This window comes from Porphyromonas bobii (genome assembly GCF_943169685.1).
GTDB classification, from domain to species: domain Bacteria; phylum Bacteroidota; class Bacteroidia; order Bacteroidales; family Porphyromonadaceae; genus Porphyromonas; species Porphyromonas pasteri.
Genome location: NZ_CALPBU010000001.1, coordinates 481,632 through 499,407 on the forward strand (window position 1 = coordinate 481,632; position 17,776 = coordinate 499,407).

Annotated in this window: 12 protein-coding genes; all 12 read right to left on the bottom strand. The window is 52.6% G+C overall.

Annotated features, from left to right (window positions below):
• Positions 1–22 precede the first annotated feature (22 nt).
• Complete coding sequence (locus tag KO088_RS01945; protein WP_215493164.1) at positions 23–1,279, bottom strand: ABC transporter permease; 1,257 nt, start codon at positions 1,277–1,279, stop codon at positions 23–25.
• Positions 1,280–2,470 (bottom strand): AI-2E family transporter, encoded by a 1,191-nt coding sequence (locus tag KO088_RS01950; RefSeq protein WP_251419722.1) that lies wholly within the window; start codon positions 2,468–2,470, stop codon positions 1,280–1,282.
• Positions 2,471–2,521: 51 nt separating this feature from the next.
• Positions 2,522–2,959: a ribose 5-phosphate isomerase B gene (gene rpiB, locus KO088_RS01955; RefSeq protein ID WP_215493167.1), complete on the bottom strand. Its 438-nt coding sequence runs from the start codon at positions 2,957–2,959 to the stop codon at positions 2,522–2,524.
• A gap of 30 nt (positions 2,960–2,989) precedes the next feature.
• Positions 2,990–5,026, bottom strand: a complete 2,037-nt coding sequence (locus tag KO088_RS01960) for a transketolase family protein (RefSeq protein ID WP_215493169.1) — start codon at positions 5,024–5,026, stop codon at positions 2,990–2,992.
• A 542-nt stretch (positions 5,027–5,568) separates the two neighbouring features.
• On the bottom strand, positions 5,569–7,482 hold the full coding sequence (gene mutL / locus KO088_RS01965) for a DNA mismatch repair endonuclease MutL (protein ID WP_215493171.1): 1,914 nt from the start codon (positions 7,480–7,482) through the stop codon (positions 5,569–5,571).
• The gene (locus KO088_RS01970) at positions 7,479–7,730 is read right to left on the bottom strand and encodes a hypothetical protein (RefSeq protein ID WP_060935899.1); all 252 of its coding nucleotides are present in this window, start codon (positions 7,728–7,730) and stop codon (positions 7,479–7,481) included. The genes mutL and KO088_RS01970 overlap by 4 nt, the downstream gene beginning before the upstream one ends.
• Positions 7,731–7,759: 29 nt before the next feature.
• The gene (locus tag KO088_RS01975; protein ID WP_215493173.1) at positions 7,760–9,751 is read right to left on the bottom strand and encodes an OstA-like protein; all 1,992 of its coding nucleotides are present in this window, start codon (positions 9,749–9,751) and stop codon (positions 7,760–7,762) included.
• Complete coding sequence (locus KO088_RS01980; protein ID WP_060935897.1) at positions 9,752–11,152, bottom strand: peptidylprolyl isomerase; 1,401 nt, start codon at positions 11,150–11,152, stop codon at positions 9,752–9,754.
• Positions 11,153–11,188: 36 nt separating this feature from the next.
• Positions 11,189–13,372 (bottom strand): DNA helicase RecQ, encoded by a 2,184-nt coding sequence (gene recQ / locus KO088_RS01985; protein ID WP_215493174.1) that lies wholly within the window; start codon positions 13,370–13,372, stop codon positions 11,189–11,191.
• Positions 13,373–13,482: 110 nt separating this feature from the next.
• Positions 13,483–14,733 carry an ATP-dependent Clp protease ATP-binding subunit ClpX gene (gene clpX, locus KO088_RS01990; protein ID WP_215493176.1) on the bottom strand — a complete coding sequence of 417 codons (1,251 nt, stop codon included), beginning with the start codon at positions 14,731–14,733 and terminating at the stop codon, positions 13,483–13,485.
• The gene (clpP, locus tag KO088_RS01995; protein WP_009433051.1) at positions 14,734–15,402 is read right to left on the bottom strand and encodes an ATP-dependent Clp endopeptidase proteolytic subunit ClpP; all 669 of its coding nucleotides are present in this window, start codon (positions 15,400–15,402) and stop codon (positions 14,734–14,736) included.
• Positions 15,403–16,305: 903 nt separating this feature from the next.
• Positions 16,306–17,757 (bottom strand): TrkH family potassium uptake protein, encoded by a 1,452-nt coding sequence (locus KO088_RS02000; RefSeq protein ID WP_215493177.1) that lies wholly within the window; start codon positions 17,755–17,757, stop codon positions 16,306–16,308.
• Positions 17,758–17,776 lie beyond the last annotated feature (19 nt).

The following is a 17,776-nucleotide window of genomic DNA, read 5'->3' on the forward strand; positions in this document are numbered from 1 at the left end:
GCTTTGAAGCATTCTCAAGGAGCTAATCCATACGCATACTCTCTGCGGGATGGATTCTGCTTACTAAGCTCGCAGGAACTAATACCATGAGGAGAATCACGATGAGTGTCCCGACATTGATAGCGATCCAGAGTGGAAGGTCAAAGTGGATGGGCACGGAGTCGGTGAAGTAGTTCGCTGGGTTAAGCTTGATGATCTTGAACTGACGCTGTGCGAGACTCAGCACGAGAGCAATTGCATTCCCCCAGAAGATCCCACGTAGGATGAGGCGAGCTGCTATCTGAAGGAAAGTCTGTCTGAGCTGTCTATTCGTTGCTCCAAGGGCCTTTAGGATACCGATCTGTTTACTCTTATCGAGCACGATGATGATGAGTCCAGTGATCATTGCAAAGCCTCCTACGAGTACCATCAGTGAGAGGAGCGCATAGACATTCGTGTCGAGGAAGGCAAGCCAATTGAAGAGCTCGGGCTGTAGCTCCTGACCGAGGTTGAGACCATAGTTCTCTTCGCCGATAAGATCTGGACGTGCCTGAAGAGTGGAGATGAGATGCTCCAGCGTCGGATAGGCTGCGTCGGGATCCTGAAGCATGATGATCAGTCGGCTGTAGGTATTCTCATCCCAGTGATTGAGACGCTGCAGGGATGAAATTGGGCAGAGTGCGGGGGAAAGCTCTAAGCCCGTCGACTCATATATTGCCTGAAGCTCAAAGACGCGTACCCGCATCTTTTCTCCGAAGAAGTAGATACGCACGGCATCACCTACCTTGTAGTTCATGCGCCGTGCCACATGTGAGGGCAGGACGATGGGTGGGCGACTGTATTCGCTCTCAGAGAAAGAGGGAAGTGTCCCCGACTTTACTTGCTCGGTGAAGTAGCGACTACGGAAGGTAGAGTCAATCCCATATAGGAGAATGCCAGAGAAGTCTCCCTCTGTTTTTAGAAGCCCTGCCTGCTGGATGAGAGGTGAGACGGAAGAGACCCCCTTCTCTTCTCTTAGGAAGGAGAGAAGCTCCGGAGATACATAGACTGGAGTCGTGGAGGTCTTCCAGTTGCTCCCATAGCCATTGAGGCTGATATGCCCTGTCTGACTAAAGGCGAACTCATGGATCTGTCGATGGAAACCTAAGATGATGGTGACCGATAGGAGCATCACTGAGAGGCTCAGTGCCACTCCAATCGTCGTCAAACGAAGTAGGGCAGAGACACGTCGTGTCCCTGCCTTATCACCTCGAGAGAGCCCTTGAGAGAGGAAGGTAGTAGCTGAAGAGAAGAGAGCCATCTACTTGTCTGACGTCGTTGATTCGCTATCTATCGCTCCACGCTTTTTGCGGCGGCTTTGCTTAGCCTTACGCTTTTCTTCCTGGAGGCGCATTTGCTCGATGTACTCCTCATCTTGGAGGACGTAGCGCATGTACAGCGAGTAGATGAACATAGTAATGGGCAGTGCAATGAGCATCCCGAAGAAACCCAGGAGGTAGCCCCAGATAGACAGGACCAAGAGAATGAGTGAGGGGCGCATACCCATCGTCTGTCCCATGATGTGCGGGACGATGATCATATCCTGGATAATCTGTACGATCATCAGGACCCCATAGGCAAGGAGCATACAGACGAAGGCATTCTCACCCGTCTGTGCAGCCATCAGCAGGCTGGCCAACCCGAGTGGGATGATACCCAGTGCCTGCATATAGGGGATGAAGTTGAGGATCCCAATAAAGATCCCCATAGCTGTAGCTAAGGGAAGACCAATGATATTGAACCCTATCGAGAGGAGAATACCTACGCTTATGGCGATGAGAGCCTGACCACGGAAGTAGTTATTCATGTAGCGATCCAGATCCATGCTGATCGTACGGATCGTAGGGCGGAGTGTCTTAGGGAAGAGGCTGATGAAGCCACGAGCAAGATTCTCGAAGTCCAGTAGGATGAATACGAAGTAGATAAAGCCGATGAGGAAGACAAGCCCCCAAGAGAATATGGAGAGGGTGCTATTGATAATCCCACCGACCTGATCGAGGAGGAGCTTAACGTTCTCCAAGACCTTCTCAAAAGACAGGTGCTGTGGGAAGTTTCCCCAGCGGAGTCCCCCATTGAGGTAGTTGCGGATATTGCGTGGTAGGATCATCGTCAGGATATCCTGTCCACTGCTATAGCCGGAGATCACTTGGAGGGTCTTCTCTATCTCAGCATTGATTGATGGTATGATAAAGATTACCGCAAGGTAAACGACTGCACCCAAGAGGAGCAATGTCAGGATGACTGACAGCCCTCTTGAGCGCAGGCGTAGTGTATACTGGAAGAATCGTACCAGCGGCATCATCACATAGGCGAAGATACCAGCCAGTAGGAAGGGTAGGATAATGCTCCAGATCGCTTGCACCGCCACATAGATCAAGAGTATAAGGACAGAGAGCACGAGCATCCGTGCTATGCGGTCAAAGGTGAACTCTCTACGGAAGAAATGTGACATAGGTGATGGGAGCGATATGCTGGAGAGATATACTGAAAAGGGATAAGATGACTAATGCTTGATGGGGATCTTTGCTACACGTGCTTCATGACGACCACCCTCAAAGGGGGTATCAAGGAAAGCTGCGAGGATAGCCTTGACCTGCTCTTCGCTGACGAAGCGTGCAGGGATAGAGAGGACGTTCGCATCGTTATGCTCACGAGCGAGCTTTGCCAACTCGACATCCCAGCAGAGGGCAGCACGTACCTTAGAGTACTTGTTCATGACCATTGAGATCCCATTGCCTGATCCGCAAACGGATATGCCACGGGCAAGTTCTCCAGATTCAATAGCCTGACCCATGGGGTGGGCATAGTCAGGATAGTCGCAGCGCTCGGGTGAAGGACAACCAAAGTCCTTCACCTCGAGGCCACGTGCGATGAGTAATGACTTGACCAGCTCCTTGACCTCATAGCCTGCGTGGTCGGAGCAGATACCGATCTTATTCATTGTCGTTGTACTGTAGTCGTTGGGTAGTGATTACTTGCTAAGCAGTGCCTTGACCTCCTTGTAGACATGGTCTGGAGTAAAGCCGAGCTTTTCGTCCAGCACCTTGTAGGGAGCCGAGAATCCGAAGGAGCTGAGTCCCCAGATGGCACCATTGTCACCGACGAGCCCCTGAAGAGTTACGGGGAGACCTGCGGTGAGACCGAAGCGACGAATACCGCGAGGAAGGACTTCATCCTGATACTCTTGGCTCTGGCGACGGAAGAGACCTTCGCTGGGTACAGCTACGATCTGCAGACGAATACCATCCTTGCGAAGGAGGGCGGCACCCTCGACGAGCGTAGACACCTCACTACCGTTTGCGATGAGTACGACCTCAGGGTTCTCGTCACGAAGTACGATGTAGCCACCGCGTGTAGCTGCTTCGGCAGCCTCCTTACGGCTCTTCCCTTCGGGAGCGGGCAGATCATTGATATTCTGGCGAGAGAGGATGAGTGCTGTGGGAGTGTGCGTGTTCTCCATAGCCATACGCCATGCGATGGTCGTTTCCTCGACATCGCTGGGGCGGAGTACACGTACGCTGTCAGCGCCATGGTGGTTCTGGAGCTTCTCCATCAGGCGGATCTGTGCTTCCTGTTCTACAGGCTCGTGCGTAGGACCATCTTCACCGACACGGAAGGCATCATGCGACCAGACGAACTTCACGGGGAGCTCCATGAGGGCTGCCATACGGATAGCGGGCTTCATGTAGTCAGAGAAGACAAAGAAGGTACCGCAGGCCGCGATGACACCACCATGAAGAGCCATACCGATACAGAGGCAAGCCATAGTGAGCTCAGCTACACCTGGCTGTAAGAAAGCCCCACCGAAGTCACCTCGTGCCAGTGCACGGGTCTTCTTGAGGAAGCCATCGGTCTTATCGGAGTTCGACAGGTCTGCTGAAGCTACGATCATATTCTCTATCTGCTCAGCCAGTGCGCTGAGGACGGTGGCAGAGGCGGCACGCGTAGCCTGATTAGGCTTCTGTTCGATGCTCTTCCAATTTACAGCAGGGGCTTCGCCAGCAAACCAGCGATCGAGCTTGCTTGCTCGATCTGGGTTCTCCTCACGCCAAGTCTTCTCTTCCTGCTTGCGAGCCTTAGCCAGCTCACGAAGCTCCTGAAGACGTGCTGCGTAGAGCTCCTGTACGTCGGGGAAGATCTGGAAGGGAGCTTCGGGATCACCACCGAGGTTCTTGATCGTGGCTTCGATAGAGGCTCCCGCAGCCGAGAGGGGCTGACCGTGTGTATTGACACGGTTTTCATAGTTCTCCCCATTAGGACCTACAGCACCACGACCCATAATGGTCTTGCCGATGATGAGGGTAGGCTGACCTACCGTAGCCTTAGCTTCTCGAAGAGCCTTACGGATCGCTTCGGGACAGCAACCATCGATCTCGATAACGTGCCAGCCCCAAGCCTTGTACTTAGCAGCTACATCTTCGCTGTCGACCTCCTCGACGGTGGTAGAGAGCTGGATATTATTGGCGTCATAGTACATGATGAGGTTGTCAAGCCCAAGGTGCCCAGCGATACGACCAGCCCCCTGAGAGATCTCTTCCTGTATCCCCCCGTCGGAGATATAGGCGTAGATCGTCTGACTCATGACCCAGCCAAGACGGTGAGCGAGGAACTTAGCTGCGATGGCTGCCCCTACGGCGAAGGTGTGACCTTGGCCGAGAGGGCCCGAGGTATTCTCTACACCACGCAGGACATCGACCTCAGGGTGCCCAGGCGTAGGGCTACCCCATTGGCGGAACTGCTGCAGCTCCTCCATCGAATAGCGACCGAGGAGGGCCAGCTGGGCGTAGAGCATGGGGGACATATGCCCAGGGTCCATGAAGAAACGGTCACGGCCAGACCACGTAGGTGCATCGGGATCGAAGATAAGGAACTCCGAGAAGAGGACGTTGACGAAGTCTGCGCCGCCCATGGCTCCACCTGGGTGACCGCTCTTAGCTCGCTCGACCATGCTGGCTGCCAAGATGCGGATGTTGTCAGCAGCACGGGTCATTAGTTGGTTGTTGTTCATTGAGGATGATGTGATTTGTAGCTTACAGCTTAGTTATATGTTGTGTAGATGTATCTGCTTTTAGACAGCTCAAAGATACAACAAATTAAGGGGTAGATAGCAGTGTCAAGCGCCTAATTTTAGACTTGTACACTCTACTCATCGGGCCAGTTCCTCAGGTCGGAGTATAGACGCATTGTTAGTGCTCTGATAGTGTGGACTAAAGAGGGGATAATGTATGATCTTCCGGACCTTCCTAAAGTGACCAGTACTGGTCACCGAGCGAACCAGTACTGGTGACATTATGCAACCAGTACTGGTCAAGAGTCGAAGTAGTACTGGTCGGATGAGTGACCAGTACTGGTAGTATTTTATGCCCTCATTGGTGTACGCAAAAGCTTCTATAGGAGAGGATCTTATCTCTGTTGATTCAGATATATGGAATGGGAGAGGTATCCTATTAGAGATGGTGACACAAAAGTTCCCTCTCTTTCGTACAAAGTATAAAGCCCCACTTAGTACGAGACTTAGTGGGGCTACTATGTGGAAGGTGAGGCTTCACTTTAGTTGAAGAAGTTGGCAACCATTGGCTCCGTGAGGCGCGTGATGATTGGCTTGCCAGAGGGCGTGAAGTAGGGATCACTACTCTGGAAGAGGTCACGGATCAGCTGCTCGAGCCCTTCGTCATCCTGCGGTAGGGGACGTTGGAGTGCTTCAGATTCAGCCGCAGCTTCAGCTAAGAACGTCTGCACGTAGTCAGCCCCTTCACGATGCGTATCTAAGCTATCAGCTACGATCAGACGGACGAAGCCTGTGGCATCGCGTGAGATGAAGGAGGGGGCTTCTACTATGGAGAAGTGTCCATCGCCTAAGTCTCCGAAGTCAAAGCCTGCATGACGTAGCTCTTCCATCAGAGTGAGTGCCGTCGGGAGCTCCTGAGGTGCAAACTCCAACACCTCGGGGAAGAGGGGCTGCTCGACATGGTAGCTGTGCGCACGGAGGTCTGCTCGATACTGCTCGAAAGTGACACGAAGTAGAGCACGTGTCAGGTCAATGAAAGCGAGTGCATCGCCCAGCGTCGTGATGACATAGCGACTTTGATAAAGCAGTAGTGACGAGGGTAGTGTGGGGCGCGTACGTAGTGATCCTGCCTGTGAGAGCCGTATACCATGGCTCTGAGGCTCCTCGGGCTCTTCCTCAAAGAGAGGTGTCTGCATCGTCGAGGGCGTCATGCTGTCGAAGTGCTCTCCGAGGTCATCCCAACTAATCTCGGGCTCCTTGGGGAGCTCACCCGTACGAGTGGTACCGAGGCGTATCCCTCCAAGCCGTGTCCCGGCCGAGGGTAGGGAGGCTCCATCTTCAGCTTGAAGGACTGCTTCTGCTCCCAGTGCCGTATCAAGGTCAGGAAGCACATCCTTGCGGCCAGAGTAGGCGGGTATCTCGATAGGCGAGGCGTTCTCAAAGTCAATGATAGGTGTCAGAGCGTGCGAGCTGAAGGCATCACGGATGAGGCTCTGCAGGACTTGGAAGATCGTTGACTCATCGAGGAAGCGAACATCCGTCTTCTGTGGATGGATGTTAACGTCTATATTCTCGGCTGGGATGGTGAAGTAAAGGAAGTACTGTGGCTGATTGCCTGCAGGGATGAAGTTCTCGTAAGCCAGACTGATCGCCTTATGGAAGTAAGGATGGCGAATGAAGCGGTCGTTGACGAAGAGATACTGCTGCGCTCCCTGCTTGAGAGAAGTCGTGGGGGTGCCGATGAAGCCACGTATTGTGCAGAAGGCACTCTCGTAGCTCACAGGAATGAGGGCACGAGAAAGCTTTGCTCCCCCGATGTCGATGATGCGCTCCTTGAGAGAACTTGCTGGGAGTATCTTATCGTACTTCCCTGCACCACGCAGCATGAATGAGATCTGCGGATTAGCTAAGGCGACCTTAGCGAACTCGCGCCAGATCTCCATGAGCTCAGTGGACTCCTTGCGGGCCTCGAGGTGCTTGCGACGACCAGGGGTGTTGTAGAATATATTCATCGCCTTGAGGCTCGTCCCTGGGGAGCAAGCTACTGGCATCTGCGAGCGCACCTTTGCCCCTTCGATGATGAGCTCAGTGCCTACCTCTTGGTCAGCCGTACGTGTGCGCAGCTCTACTTGACATACAGCAGCAATAGCAGCGAGGGCCTCGCCACGAAATCCCATCGTAGAGAGGCGCTGTAGGTCATCAATCGTCTGAAGCTTTGAGGTGGCATGACGCTCAAAAGCCATACGCGCATCAGTGGGCGACATCCCCTTGCCATCATCTGTGACGGAGATGGACTGGCGCCCTGCACCGACGACCTCAATCTGTATCTGCTTGGCTCCAGCATCGATCGAGTTCTCGACGAGTTCCTTGACGAGATAGGCTGGTGCAGGTACGACCTCACCAGCGGCTATCTGATTCGCAATGGACTCGGGGAGTAGGCGAATGATATCGCTCATCGCAGGAAGAAGAACCAGAAGACTAAGCCCAAGACCATGAGGGCCAGCATGAGCTTGATGATACGCTGGTCTCTATCGGAAGACGTGATACCACGCTTATGCTGTCGGCTCAGATGGCGAGCCGAGTGAATGAAGGCACCACGGATCTGCTCGCTACTGTCATAGCTCGAACTACTACCAGCCCCCTCATCCTTCGTCAAGGCTTCGGGAAGCTCTGCATCGGGATCGAGTTCACCGGCCTCGATCATCTCCTGACGGATACGTGCGACGCGCTTAGCTAGTTCTTCCTTTCGGGGATCCCAGTAGATGAGCTTGTGCTCGAATTGTCGAGGTCTTCTTTGCTTGAAAAAGGTCTGTATACCCATGAGTAGTCTAAATACGATTGAGGTGTGGAGGTAGCCCCACTATCACTGCTGGGGCGAAGGACGCACTGGTATACCTGGCGATACTCCTCGGGGCGAAGAGCACGATACTGGGTCAGCAGTGAGTCGGTGCGAAGCGCTTCTTCGCGAGCTACCCGCTCGAATGGCTCATAAGCAGCCAGTGCAGCCTTGGCTCCGCTGAAGCGCTTAAGGTCTGAGAGGGGACGTGAGTGCTGCTCTCTGGGAGGGAGGGAGTCTCCGACAGTCGTGATATCCTCCTTGCGCATGGGGCGACGATCTGCAGCCCACTGGAAGAGGGGGAGTCGATTGACCTCGGGACCGGAGGCCATCTCCAGAGGATAAGCCTTGCCCTCGACGGGGCCTCGCCAAATGGACTTCTTGACCTTGCCTGAGTCCAGGAGGACGTGCATCGTAGAGCTCGTCATGCGGTTGAGTCCATTGTAGTCATTGGTACCCTCCTCCTTCATGTAGTAGATCGATTCAACCTTACCGCTAACCAAGATCTCACGCACCGTACTATCCTGGACGTAGGCACGTAAGCTGTCTCCACTCATCTGGTTGTAGTAGTCGACGCTGTCAATATGCTCGACGACCAGAGCCTTACCGAGGACGTCTACGTAGTCAAGCTTCTTACCTCGGAAGTAGAAGTGAGTAGTATCACCTGAGAGCTGGCGCTCCTCACTCCAAAGGATCGGTTTCCCATAGAGCGATAGGGTAGAGTCCATGGAGACGTAGCTAAGCGAGTCTGCTACAGCCTGAGCATCTCGGCGGAAGACTCGCACGTTTCGATAACCACGTAGGTAACGCTGCATCGTATCGGGCTTAGCCTTACCTTCTTGAGCTGCTACGGCACGAAGGCTATCGAGGCGGAGGCGGTCAGGGATAGGGAGGCTGATGAGCTCTAATGTATCAGCTGATACATAGAGCGTATCCTTCTGCGAGTACTCTTCGGCGTGGGCACGCGAAGTCGCGAAAGCATAGTGGCGCTTGTCATCGAAGTACCCGTAGTCCCCGTAGAGAATAGCCTTCTGTGCGGTGTCGGAGAGCTCCATGCGCCCAAAGGCTTCACCGAACTTACTCATGCCATCGTAATAGATGGAGTCTCCGATGAGAGTCTTGGCGCCCGAGGTTACTTCGGAGCGATCAAGGAGAATCCCCACATCTCGACCGACATCATAGATGCCACGCTGCGAGATGATCTGCCCAGAGTCAGACTGGATGAGTGTCTGCCCCTCGTAGCTACTGATACGCGTATGGGTATTGTAGAAGAGATGCTCCGTCGTCATCGTCGTCTTGTCATTGACGAGCTTGACATTGTAGCGGAACTCAGCATCATTCGTAGCTGGGATGAACTGCCCATAGTCTGAGGTCAGCGTATTCTGCGCATCAGTGATCGTACCGCCCTCGAAATAGTAGGCTATATCCGCGATACGGTCATAGTCCAAGCTATCGGTATAGAGGTCAGTCGTCTTATTCGCCAGGTGCACATTATGGCGGAGACGCGCGAGCTTCGAGACGCCATCATAGTACAGATAGCGCGAATACATATGTACGGTGTCTCCCTGTACCATGTGTACCTCACCAAAGGCCTCGAAGATCTGGTCATCCTCATTGAGATAGGCGCTATCACAAGTCATGGTCGCATTGCCATGACGCAGGACGACACCACCCTTAAGGCGCTGCACCCCGGGCTGCAGAGCCGCATCGTACGTCAGCAGATCAGCATGCTCAAGGATAATCCTCGTACCGGCCTTTGCTGGACGAGGTGACTGCATCGTCGGTGACGTTCCTCGGTAGGAGGCACGAGAAGTCAGGTAGCTCCCACCCATCACAATGAGGGCAAGAGCTACACATAGCCTTAGACGTTGATTCTTCTCCTGAGGCATTTACTTCTTGTCCTCGTGGATCCAGTCTGGATATTGGAAGTGGCAGTTGCGATAGCGCTCGTTGATCTCGATGTGGGTCTGCTTCTGACGAGCACGGATCCATTCGTCGATGACTCGGGCACGCTTCTTCCCCAGTGCCATCTCCTTGATACGACGGAAGTCGCTGTTCATATTGGCGATATGCTCTGGGTGAATCTCCTTGATGCGTATGATCGCTACCTGCTCCAGTCCCTTATCGGTGTGCATGACGAAGGGCTTAGAGATTTCCCCTGGCTTGAGCTCATAGGCGATCTTCGCAATATCCTGTGGGAGGTCCTCATAGCGGAAGTTGGGAGATCCAGAGAACTCGCTCTCGTTAGAGGTATTGGTCATCAGACCACCATTGTTGAGCGTATTCTTATCATCCGAATAGAGCTGAGCGGCTACATCGAAGGTGATCTTCTCATCTCGGATGGCTGTAGCGATGGAGTCGATGCGAGCTGTGGCTGCCTTGATGGCACTCTCCTCGACCGTTGGACGCAGGAGGATGTGGCGGAAGTTCACCAGCTCACCGCGCTTCTCGATCAGCTGAGCGATGTGATAGCCTTCGTCCGTCTTGATGATAGGTGAGACACGAGTCTTATCCATCAGGTTGAAGACAGCGGTAGCAAAGGCAGGGTCAAGGTAAGCACGTCCGACGAAGCCATATTCACCACCTCGTGAAGCCGTACGCTTGTCCTCAGAGTACAGACGTGCGATCGTAGAGAACTCACGCTTACCTGAGTTCACGTCTTCGGCATATCCACGTAGGATTCCCTTGACTCGGTCCAGCTCGGAGAGGGGGACTTGGGGCTCCAGAGCGATGATCTGCAGCTCGACAGTCTTGGGGATGAAGGGAAGGCTATCCTTAGGTAGTTGCTTGTAGAAGGTGCTGATCTCGGAAGGCGTGACCTGCACGCCCTGAGAGATCTTAGACTTCATCATCTCTACGATAGCTTCATTGCGAGCCTGTACTGTACGCTCCTCGCGGATCTGAGAAAGCTTCTTATTGAAGTACTCCTCAAGCTTTTCCTTAGAGCCCAGCTCAGAGATCACGTTCTGTACCCACATGTCGACCATACGAGTGACCTGCGTGTCGTTAGCCTGGATACTATCGATCTTCGCTTGGTTGAGGAAGAGCTTCTGTACAGCTATCTGCTCAGGGATGATGCAGTCAGGGTCTCCCTCGAAGGTGAGTCCCTGACTCCGTGCAAAGAGCTTCTGATACTCAATATCCGAGAGGAGGATCGGTTCGTCACCAACCATCCATACGACCTCATCCACGATGGTCTTCTTCTGAGGTTCGTCTCGCTTGGTCTGTGCAAGACTCAGAGAGCCGAGAGCCATGAGGCTCAGGAGCACTATGGTTGTCTTTCTTTTCATCAAGGGAAAGGATCTGTTTAATACGTAGGTGAAGGCTTAGTTGGCAAGCTCTGAGAGGAACTTGATGCGAACTAAGCGAACTTCATCTTCGGAGTAATCGCTACCGAGCTCGGTGAGCGCTTCATTGATATCATCAGTCGTCGACTCCTTGAAGTATTCGTAGATATCTTCAATGCGATCTTCGTCGATGACCTCTTCGATGAAGTAGTTAATATTAATACGGGTACCCGAGTAGACGATAGCTTCGACCTCGCTGATGAGGACGTCGAAGTCAAGACCAAGAGCAATCGCGATATCGTCTAGAGCCACCTTGCGGTCGATCTGCTGGATGATATTGATCTTGAGCTTGGACTTATCGGGGCGAGTACGTACACGGATGTCAGCGGGGCGCTCAATGTCATTCTCCTCGACATGACGGCGAATGACCTCAAGGAACTTCTGTCCATAGCGCGCTGCCTTACCCGCTCCAACACCAGGGATGTTTTGAAGTTCATCCATGGTGATGGGGTAGAGGGTAGCCATCGCCTCGAGAGAGGCATCCTGGAAGATGACGTAGGGGGGGACATTATTCTGCTGACCCATCTTCTTCCGAAGGTCCTTCATGATCGAGAATAGGACGGGGTCAGTAGACTCACCTGAGCCTCCTGATCCTCCACCTGCGGGCTGATCTTCGCCCTCCTCATCGGAGTCCGTGATCTTGAAGCTCGTTGGCTTCTTGAGGAACTTCTTCCCTGCGGGAGTGAGCTTCAAGAGTCCATAGTTCTCCACGTCCTTCTTCAGGTAGCCTGCGATGAGTGCCTGACGAATGACCGTCGTCCACGTGGATTCTTCATGATCTTGACCTGATCCGAAGCACTCGAGTTCCTCATGATGGAAGGACTCAATGTCGGAGTTGGTCTCCCCGCGGAGTACTGCGATGACATAGTCAGCATTGAACTTCTCCTTGAGGCTGCTGACGACCTCGAGAAGGTTTACAAGCAATTCTTTAGCTTCCACTTTGGTTTTAGGTACTAAACAATTATCACAGCTACCGCAGTTCTCTGCCTCATAGCGCTCGCCGAAGTAGTTGAGGAGGAAGGACCGACGACAGATGCTGGTCTCAGCATAGTCGGCAGTCTCGCGGAGAAGAGCTCGGGCGATCTCCTGATCAGCGACGGACTTGCCTTTGGTGAAGCGCTCAAGCTTCTCCAGATCATCGTGATCATAATAGGCGATACATACACCCTCACCTCCATCACGTCCGGCGCGCCCTGTCTCTTGGTAGTATCCCTCGAGACTCTTGGGCATGTCGAAGTGTATGACGTAGCGTACGTCTGGCTTATCTATCCCCATACCGAAAGCGATCGTGGCTACTATGACCTCTGCTCGCTCTTCGATAAAGGCATCTTGATTCTCTGCTCGCTCCTTGGCATCCAATCCTGCATGATAGGGAAGTGCCTTGATCCCATTGGCCTGAAGGACCTCGGTGAGATTCATCACCTGGGTACGGCGCATGCAATAAACGATCCCGCTTTTCTTCGGATTGGACAATATGTAGCGTACTATATCCCGCTCTGATTCCGCCGTCTTGGGGTGGATTCGGTAGAGTAGGTTAGGGCGATTGAAGGAGCTTTGGAAGACCGCTGCTGACTCCATTCCCAAGTTCTTCATGATATCATGCTGTACCTTGGGGGTAGCTGTGGCCGTGAGGGCCATGATAGGGCGTTCAGCGATCTCGGTGACGATAGCACGTATCCGACGATATTCGGGGCGGAAGTCGTGCCCCCACTCAGATATACAGTGGGCTTCGTCTACGGCGTAGAATGAGATCGGGATCTCTTGTAGAAGCTTGATGTTCTCCTTCTTATGTAGAGACTCGGGAGCTACATAGAGCAGCTTGGTCCGCCCCTGGCGCACATCCTCCTTCACCTCCTCCAGTCGAGTACGGGAGAGGGAAGAGTTGAGGAAGTGAGCGACGGTATCCTCTTCACAGAAGCCTCGCACGGCATCGACCTGATTCTTCATCAAGGCGATCAGTGGGGAGATAATCACTGCTGTCCCAGGCATGAGAAGGGCTGGGAGTTGATAACAGAGACTCTTCCCGCCACCTGTGGGCATCAGGACAAAGGTATCTTGACCAGCAAGAATACTCTCGATGATCTCCTGCTGATTCCCCTTAAACTGGTCGAAGCCGAAGTGCTTCTTTAGTCCTTCCTTGAGGTTGATCCCGTCCATGGCCATACGCTTCGTGATTACTCGGAGTCTACTTGAGGGTAGAGATTAAGCTGCGACTGCGATATTCTATAACACGGAATGATATATCTTCTTAGTGTGCTCTCACGCTTCGGGGGTCAGTGTACCTCCTTAGTGGGAGAGCCATCCTTGGCGAGCTGTTGCTCGACGAAGGCAGCATCGACGACGAACTCTGTCACACCCTGTGAGGGGAGCTCATACATCGGCTCGACCATTACCTGCTCCATGATGGCACGAAGCCCACGGGCACCGAGCTTCTGCTCCATGGTCTTTGATACGACCAGGTCAAGAGCTTCGTCGGTGAAGGTAAGGTGGATCCCATCAAGCTCAAAGATCTTGGTGTACTGGCGTACCAGCGCATTCTTCGGCTCGGTGAGGATCATACGTAGTGTGTCGCGATGCAGAGGATGTAGATAGGTGATGATCGGTAGTCGTCCGATGATCTCAGGGATGAGACCGAAGCTCTTGAGGTCACGAGCATCTACATAGCGGAGGAGCTCCTCTTCTTCGCGCTTAGAGAGCTTAGCGCCGGGGCTGTTATACCCGACGACGCGTGTATTGAGGCGATGAGCGATCTTACGCTCAATACCGTCAAAGGCTCCTGCACAGATGAAGAGAATCTGCTTGGTATCTACCTGAATCATCTTCTGATCTGGATGCTTACGACCACCTTGAGGGGGGACGTTCACGATAGATCCCTCGAGAAGCTTCAGAAGCCCCTGCTGGACTCCTTCGCCACTGACATCACGAGTGATAGAAGGATTGTCTCCCTTACGAGCGATCTTATCGATCTCATCGATGAAGACGATCCCACGCTCAGCAGCCGCGACATCATAGTCGGCGACCTGGAGGAGGCGAGTGAGAAGGCTCTCAATATCCTCACCTACGTAACCAGCCTGTGTCAATACCGTAGCATCAACGATAGTGAAAGGTACGTGAAGGAGGCGAGCAATGGTCTTTGCCAAAAGTGTCTTACCCGTCCCTGTGGGGCCGAGCATGAGGATGTTGCTCTTCTCGATCTCTACGCCATCCGTCTCGGCACTTGGCTGAGCGAGGCGCTTGTAGTGGTTGTATACGGCGACCGAGAGATAGCGCTTGGCCTCATCTTGGCCGACGACATAGCCGTCAAGGAACTCTTTTATCTCACGTGGTTTGGGGAGATCCTTGAGCTCCTTCTGAGCAGCTTCTTCGGAGGCCTTTGCTTCGGCACCAGAGAGCTCTTCGAGGAGCTGGTGTCCTCGGTAGATGCACTCTGGACAGATGTGAGAGTTGATCCCCTCAAGGAGGCCTCCAGTCTCTTCTTCTGTCCTACCGCAGAAGCTGCATTGTTTCTGTTGCTTCTTTGCCATCTACTTCTCTGTGCGGGTGAGAACACGGTCGACCATCCCATAAGCCTGAGCTTCTGTGGCGGTCATCCAATAGTCGCGATCGCTATCACGCTGTATCGTTTCGAAGGGCTGTCCCGAGTGCTCGGAGAGGATGGTGTAGAGTTCCTCCTTGACCTTGAGGATCTCGCGAGCTGCGATCTCAAGGTCGCTGGCTTGCCCTTGCATGCCTCCGAGGGGCTGATGGATCATCACGCGAGAGTGGGGAAGGGCAAAGCGCTTCCCCTTGGTCCCTGCGACGAGTAGCACAGAGGCCATTGAGGCAGCCATACCTGTGCAAATCGTAGAGACATCGCAGCCGATGTACTGCATCGTGTCGTATATCCCGTAGCCCGCATATACCGAGCCTCCGGGGGAGTTGATATAGATGGATATATCCTTGCCTGGCTCGCTGCTATCGAGGAAGAGGAGCTGGGCTTGTATGACATTAGCCGTATAGTCATTGATCTGTGTCCCGAGGAAGATGATACGGTCCATCATCAGTCGAGAGAAGACATCCATCTGTGCGACGTTCATAGGGCGTTCCTCAATGATCGTCGGAGAGATGTAGCTACTCTGCACTTGCATATAGCTATCAAGTGCAAGGGAATTCATCCCCAAGTGACCTACGGCAAACTTCTTGAATTCGTTCATTTCTATTCTAGTAGTAATAGGGCCTTCTATCCATATTACGGCTCTATATAACAAAGGTATAAATAATTCTGAAATAGCCTAAGGAAATATAAAGCTCTACTTAGCGGTAGAATATACTGATCTTGTAGCTGAAAGTGCACTCTGCTGATAGCTCCAAGAAAGTCGATACCTAGTAGGAGACTGCCATCGCTATATAGCGGATATCCTGATACAAGAGGGAGCGATGTGCAGACTCACCTCATCAGGACTCATTCCAATAGTGGTTGGTGCTATGAACCACTATTGGAGACTGTTGCCTTAGAGCCCTTGCTCTCTATTTATTGTGCTAAGGCATCGCATGTCCAGCCCCCCCAATATACCTCTTCAAAGTGATACACAAGCCCTTCGCCTTATCGCGAGTATTCCTCTTATCCAGCAGAGGGGAAAGTGTCATTCTTGTGAAGAAAAAAGCACCTTCCCATAGTGGTTTTTCCGCATCTATGCACGTAGTCTTAAAGACCAGGTACGTAAATCTTAATATCCACGTACGTAGATATTAGAGCCACGTACGTAGCCCAAACTTATCTGCCACGCGTCCACAACTTTTATCCCTACGCGGAGCAACAACCTATATTGGTCGCGGAGCAACCCCGTATTGGTTCATATACGAACCACTATTGGTTGATACCCCTAACCTATATTGGTCGTCATGCTGACCAATATAGATTACTACCCCTCTCCTCTATAAGTCTACTTGTGACTTGCTGTAAGTACTCTTATTTCAGTGAATTATTGTATGGGGAGAACGAGTGCGGTTTGTTGTGACCTGTACACTCATAGTCCCTCTCAAAACGGCACAGTCCTGAGAGCAAAGACTCTCAGGACTGTGATATAGGTAGCTGAAGAAGCGGGTTCTTCTAAGTGCTATCGCTTCCAGAAGTGTGGGGTAAGGATGCCTATCACGGTAAAGACTTCGAGACGACCAGCCAACATTAGGAAGCATAATAGGCCTTTAGAAAAAGCCCCTGCACCTGCGACGCTGTTAGCATATTCACCAATACCTGGACCAGAGTTACTCACAGCTGAGCAAGCTATACTGATGCTGGAGACGAAGCCATTATTATCAAGCATCAGAAGCATAGATCCCACAAAGATTAAGCTTACATAGAGGACACAGAAGGCGAGAATCTGGTGTACCACACTCACACTGAGCTGACGGCCATTCATCAGTACGGGGGTGAGTAGGTGGGGGTGTATTTGCTTCTTAAACTCATTGTATAGGTTCTTGATCAGCACCAAGAAGCGCGAGGCCTTCAATCCGCCTGATGTAGATCCGGCACAGCCGTTGACGAACATCAAGAGTAGGGCAATCATCCAGAAGAAGGGCCCCCACAGTGTGATCTCCGCTGTGGAATATCCTGTACTTGATCCCAAGGTAAGCACCTCAAAGAGCGCATGACGGATATTCCCCTCCATGGTAGGATACTCTCCTTGTAGACTAATCCAAATGGTGGTAATGACTGTAGCGCCAAGAATGAAAATCGTGAAGAAGCGCGTCTCTTCATCCTTGAATAGGCGCATCGGCTTGCCGGTCACGGCGAAGTAGACCAGTGTGAGATTGAGGCTACCGATATACATGAAGAGTGCGAGGATATATTCCGTATAGATGGAGTCAAAGGCTGCTACACTCTCATCTCGGGTCGAATAGCCACCTGTCGAAATGCAAGTGAGCGCATGACAAACAGCATCAAAGAGATTCATCGGACCCACCCAAAGTAGGAGGATTAGCACAACGGTCTCTGCCAGATAGATAGCCCAAAGACGCTTAGCGACATCCGAGATACGTGGTAGGAAGCGGTCGTGTGTGATCCCTGTAGTCTCGGCATTGTAAATCTGACTTGCCCCACCGCCGAAGATGGGTAAGAGTGCTACTGTGAAGACCACAATACCGACACCTCCCTGCCACTGTGTGAGGCTACGCCAGAGGAGGACTGAGTGCGGTAATCCTTCCACCTTCGCAAAGATCGTGGCTCCCGTAGTTGTAAAGCCCGAGATCGTTTCAAAGAAGGCGTCCAAAGGAGAGGTCAATGCTCCCGTCAGCAAGAAGGGAAGCATCCCAATAGCAGAGAGGAGAAGCCACACCGATGTCACGGCAAGCATACCTTCACGGCGTGAGGCTCGCTTCTTGTGTAGCTTATAGCCCTGGTGTAGGAGGAGTGCACCGACGAAGACGAATACTCCGATAGTGATGATCCATGGGGTGGGAGACTCTTGATAGAGCAGTGCTACTATGAGGACAATGAGCATCATAGCCCCTTCGACGAAGCACATCATCCCGAGGATACGGCTAATGAATCGGAAGTTTATCGAGTGCATGGGTTGGTCGGGTGGGGGC

Coding starts and splice junctions, on each gene's coding strand:
- KO088_RS01945 (WP_215493164.1), bottom strand. CDS start 1,279: ATGGCTCTCTTCTCTTCAGCTACTACCTTCCTCTCTCAAGGGCTCTCT.
- rpiB (WP_215493167.1), bottom strand. CDS start 2,959: ATGAATAAGATCGGTATCTGCTCCGACCACGCAGGCTATGAGGTCAAG.
- KO088_RS01975 (WP_215493173.1), bottom strand. CDS start 9,751: ATGCCTCAGGAGAAGAATCAACGTCTAAGGCTATGTGTAGCTCTTGCC.
- KO088_RS01960 (WP_215493169.1), bottom strand. CDS start 5,026: ATGAACAACAACCAACTAATGACCCGTGCTGCTGACAACATCCGCATC.
- clpP (WP_009433051.1), bottom strand. CDS start 15,402: ATGAACGAATTCAAGAAGTTTGCCGTAGGTCACTTGGGGATGAATTCC.
- KO088_RS01980 (WP_060935897.1), bottom strand. CDS start 11,152: ATGAAAAGAAAGACAACCATAGTGCTCCTGAGCCTCATGGCTCTCGGC.
- mutL (WP_215493171.1), bottom strand. CDS start 7,482: ATGAGCGATATCATTCGCCTACTCCCCGAGTCCATTGCGAATCAGATA.
- KO088_RS01970 (WP_060935899.1), bottom strand. CDS start 7,730: ATGATCGAGGCCGGTGAACTCGATCCCGATGCAGAGCTTCCCGAAGCC.
- KO088_RS01950 (WP_251419722.1), bottom strand. CDS start 2,470: ATGTCACATTTCTTCCGTAGAGAGTTCACCTTTGACCGCATAGCACGG.
- KO088_RS02000 (WP_215493177.1), bottom strand. CDS start 17,757: ATGCACTCGATAAACTTCCGATTCATTAGCCGTATCCTCGGGATGATG.
- recQ (WP_215493174.1), bottom strand. CDS start 13,372: ATGGCCATGGACGGGATCAACCTCAAGGAAGGACTAAAGAAGCACTTC.
- clpX (WP_215493176.1), bottom strand. CDS start 14,733: ATGGCAAAGAAGCAACAGAAACAATGCAGCTTCTGCGGTAGGACAGAA.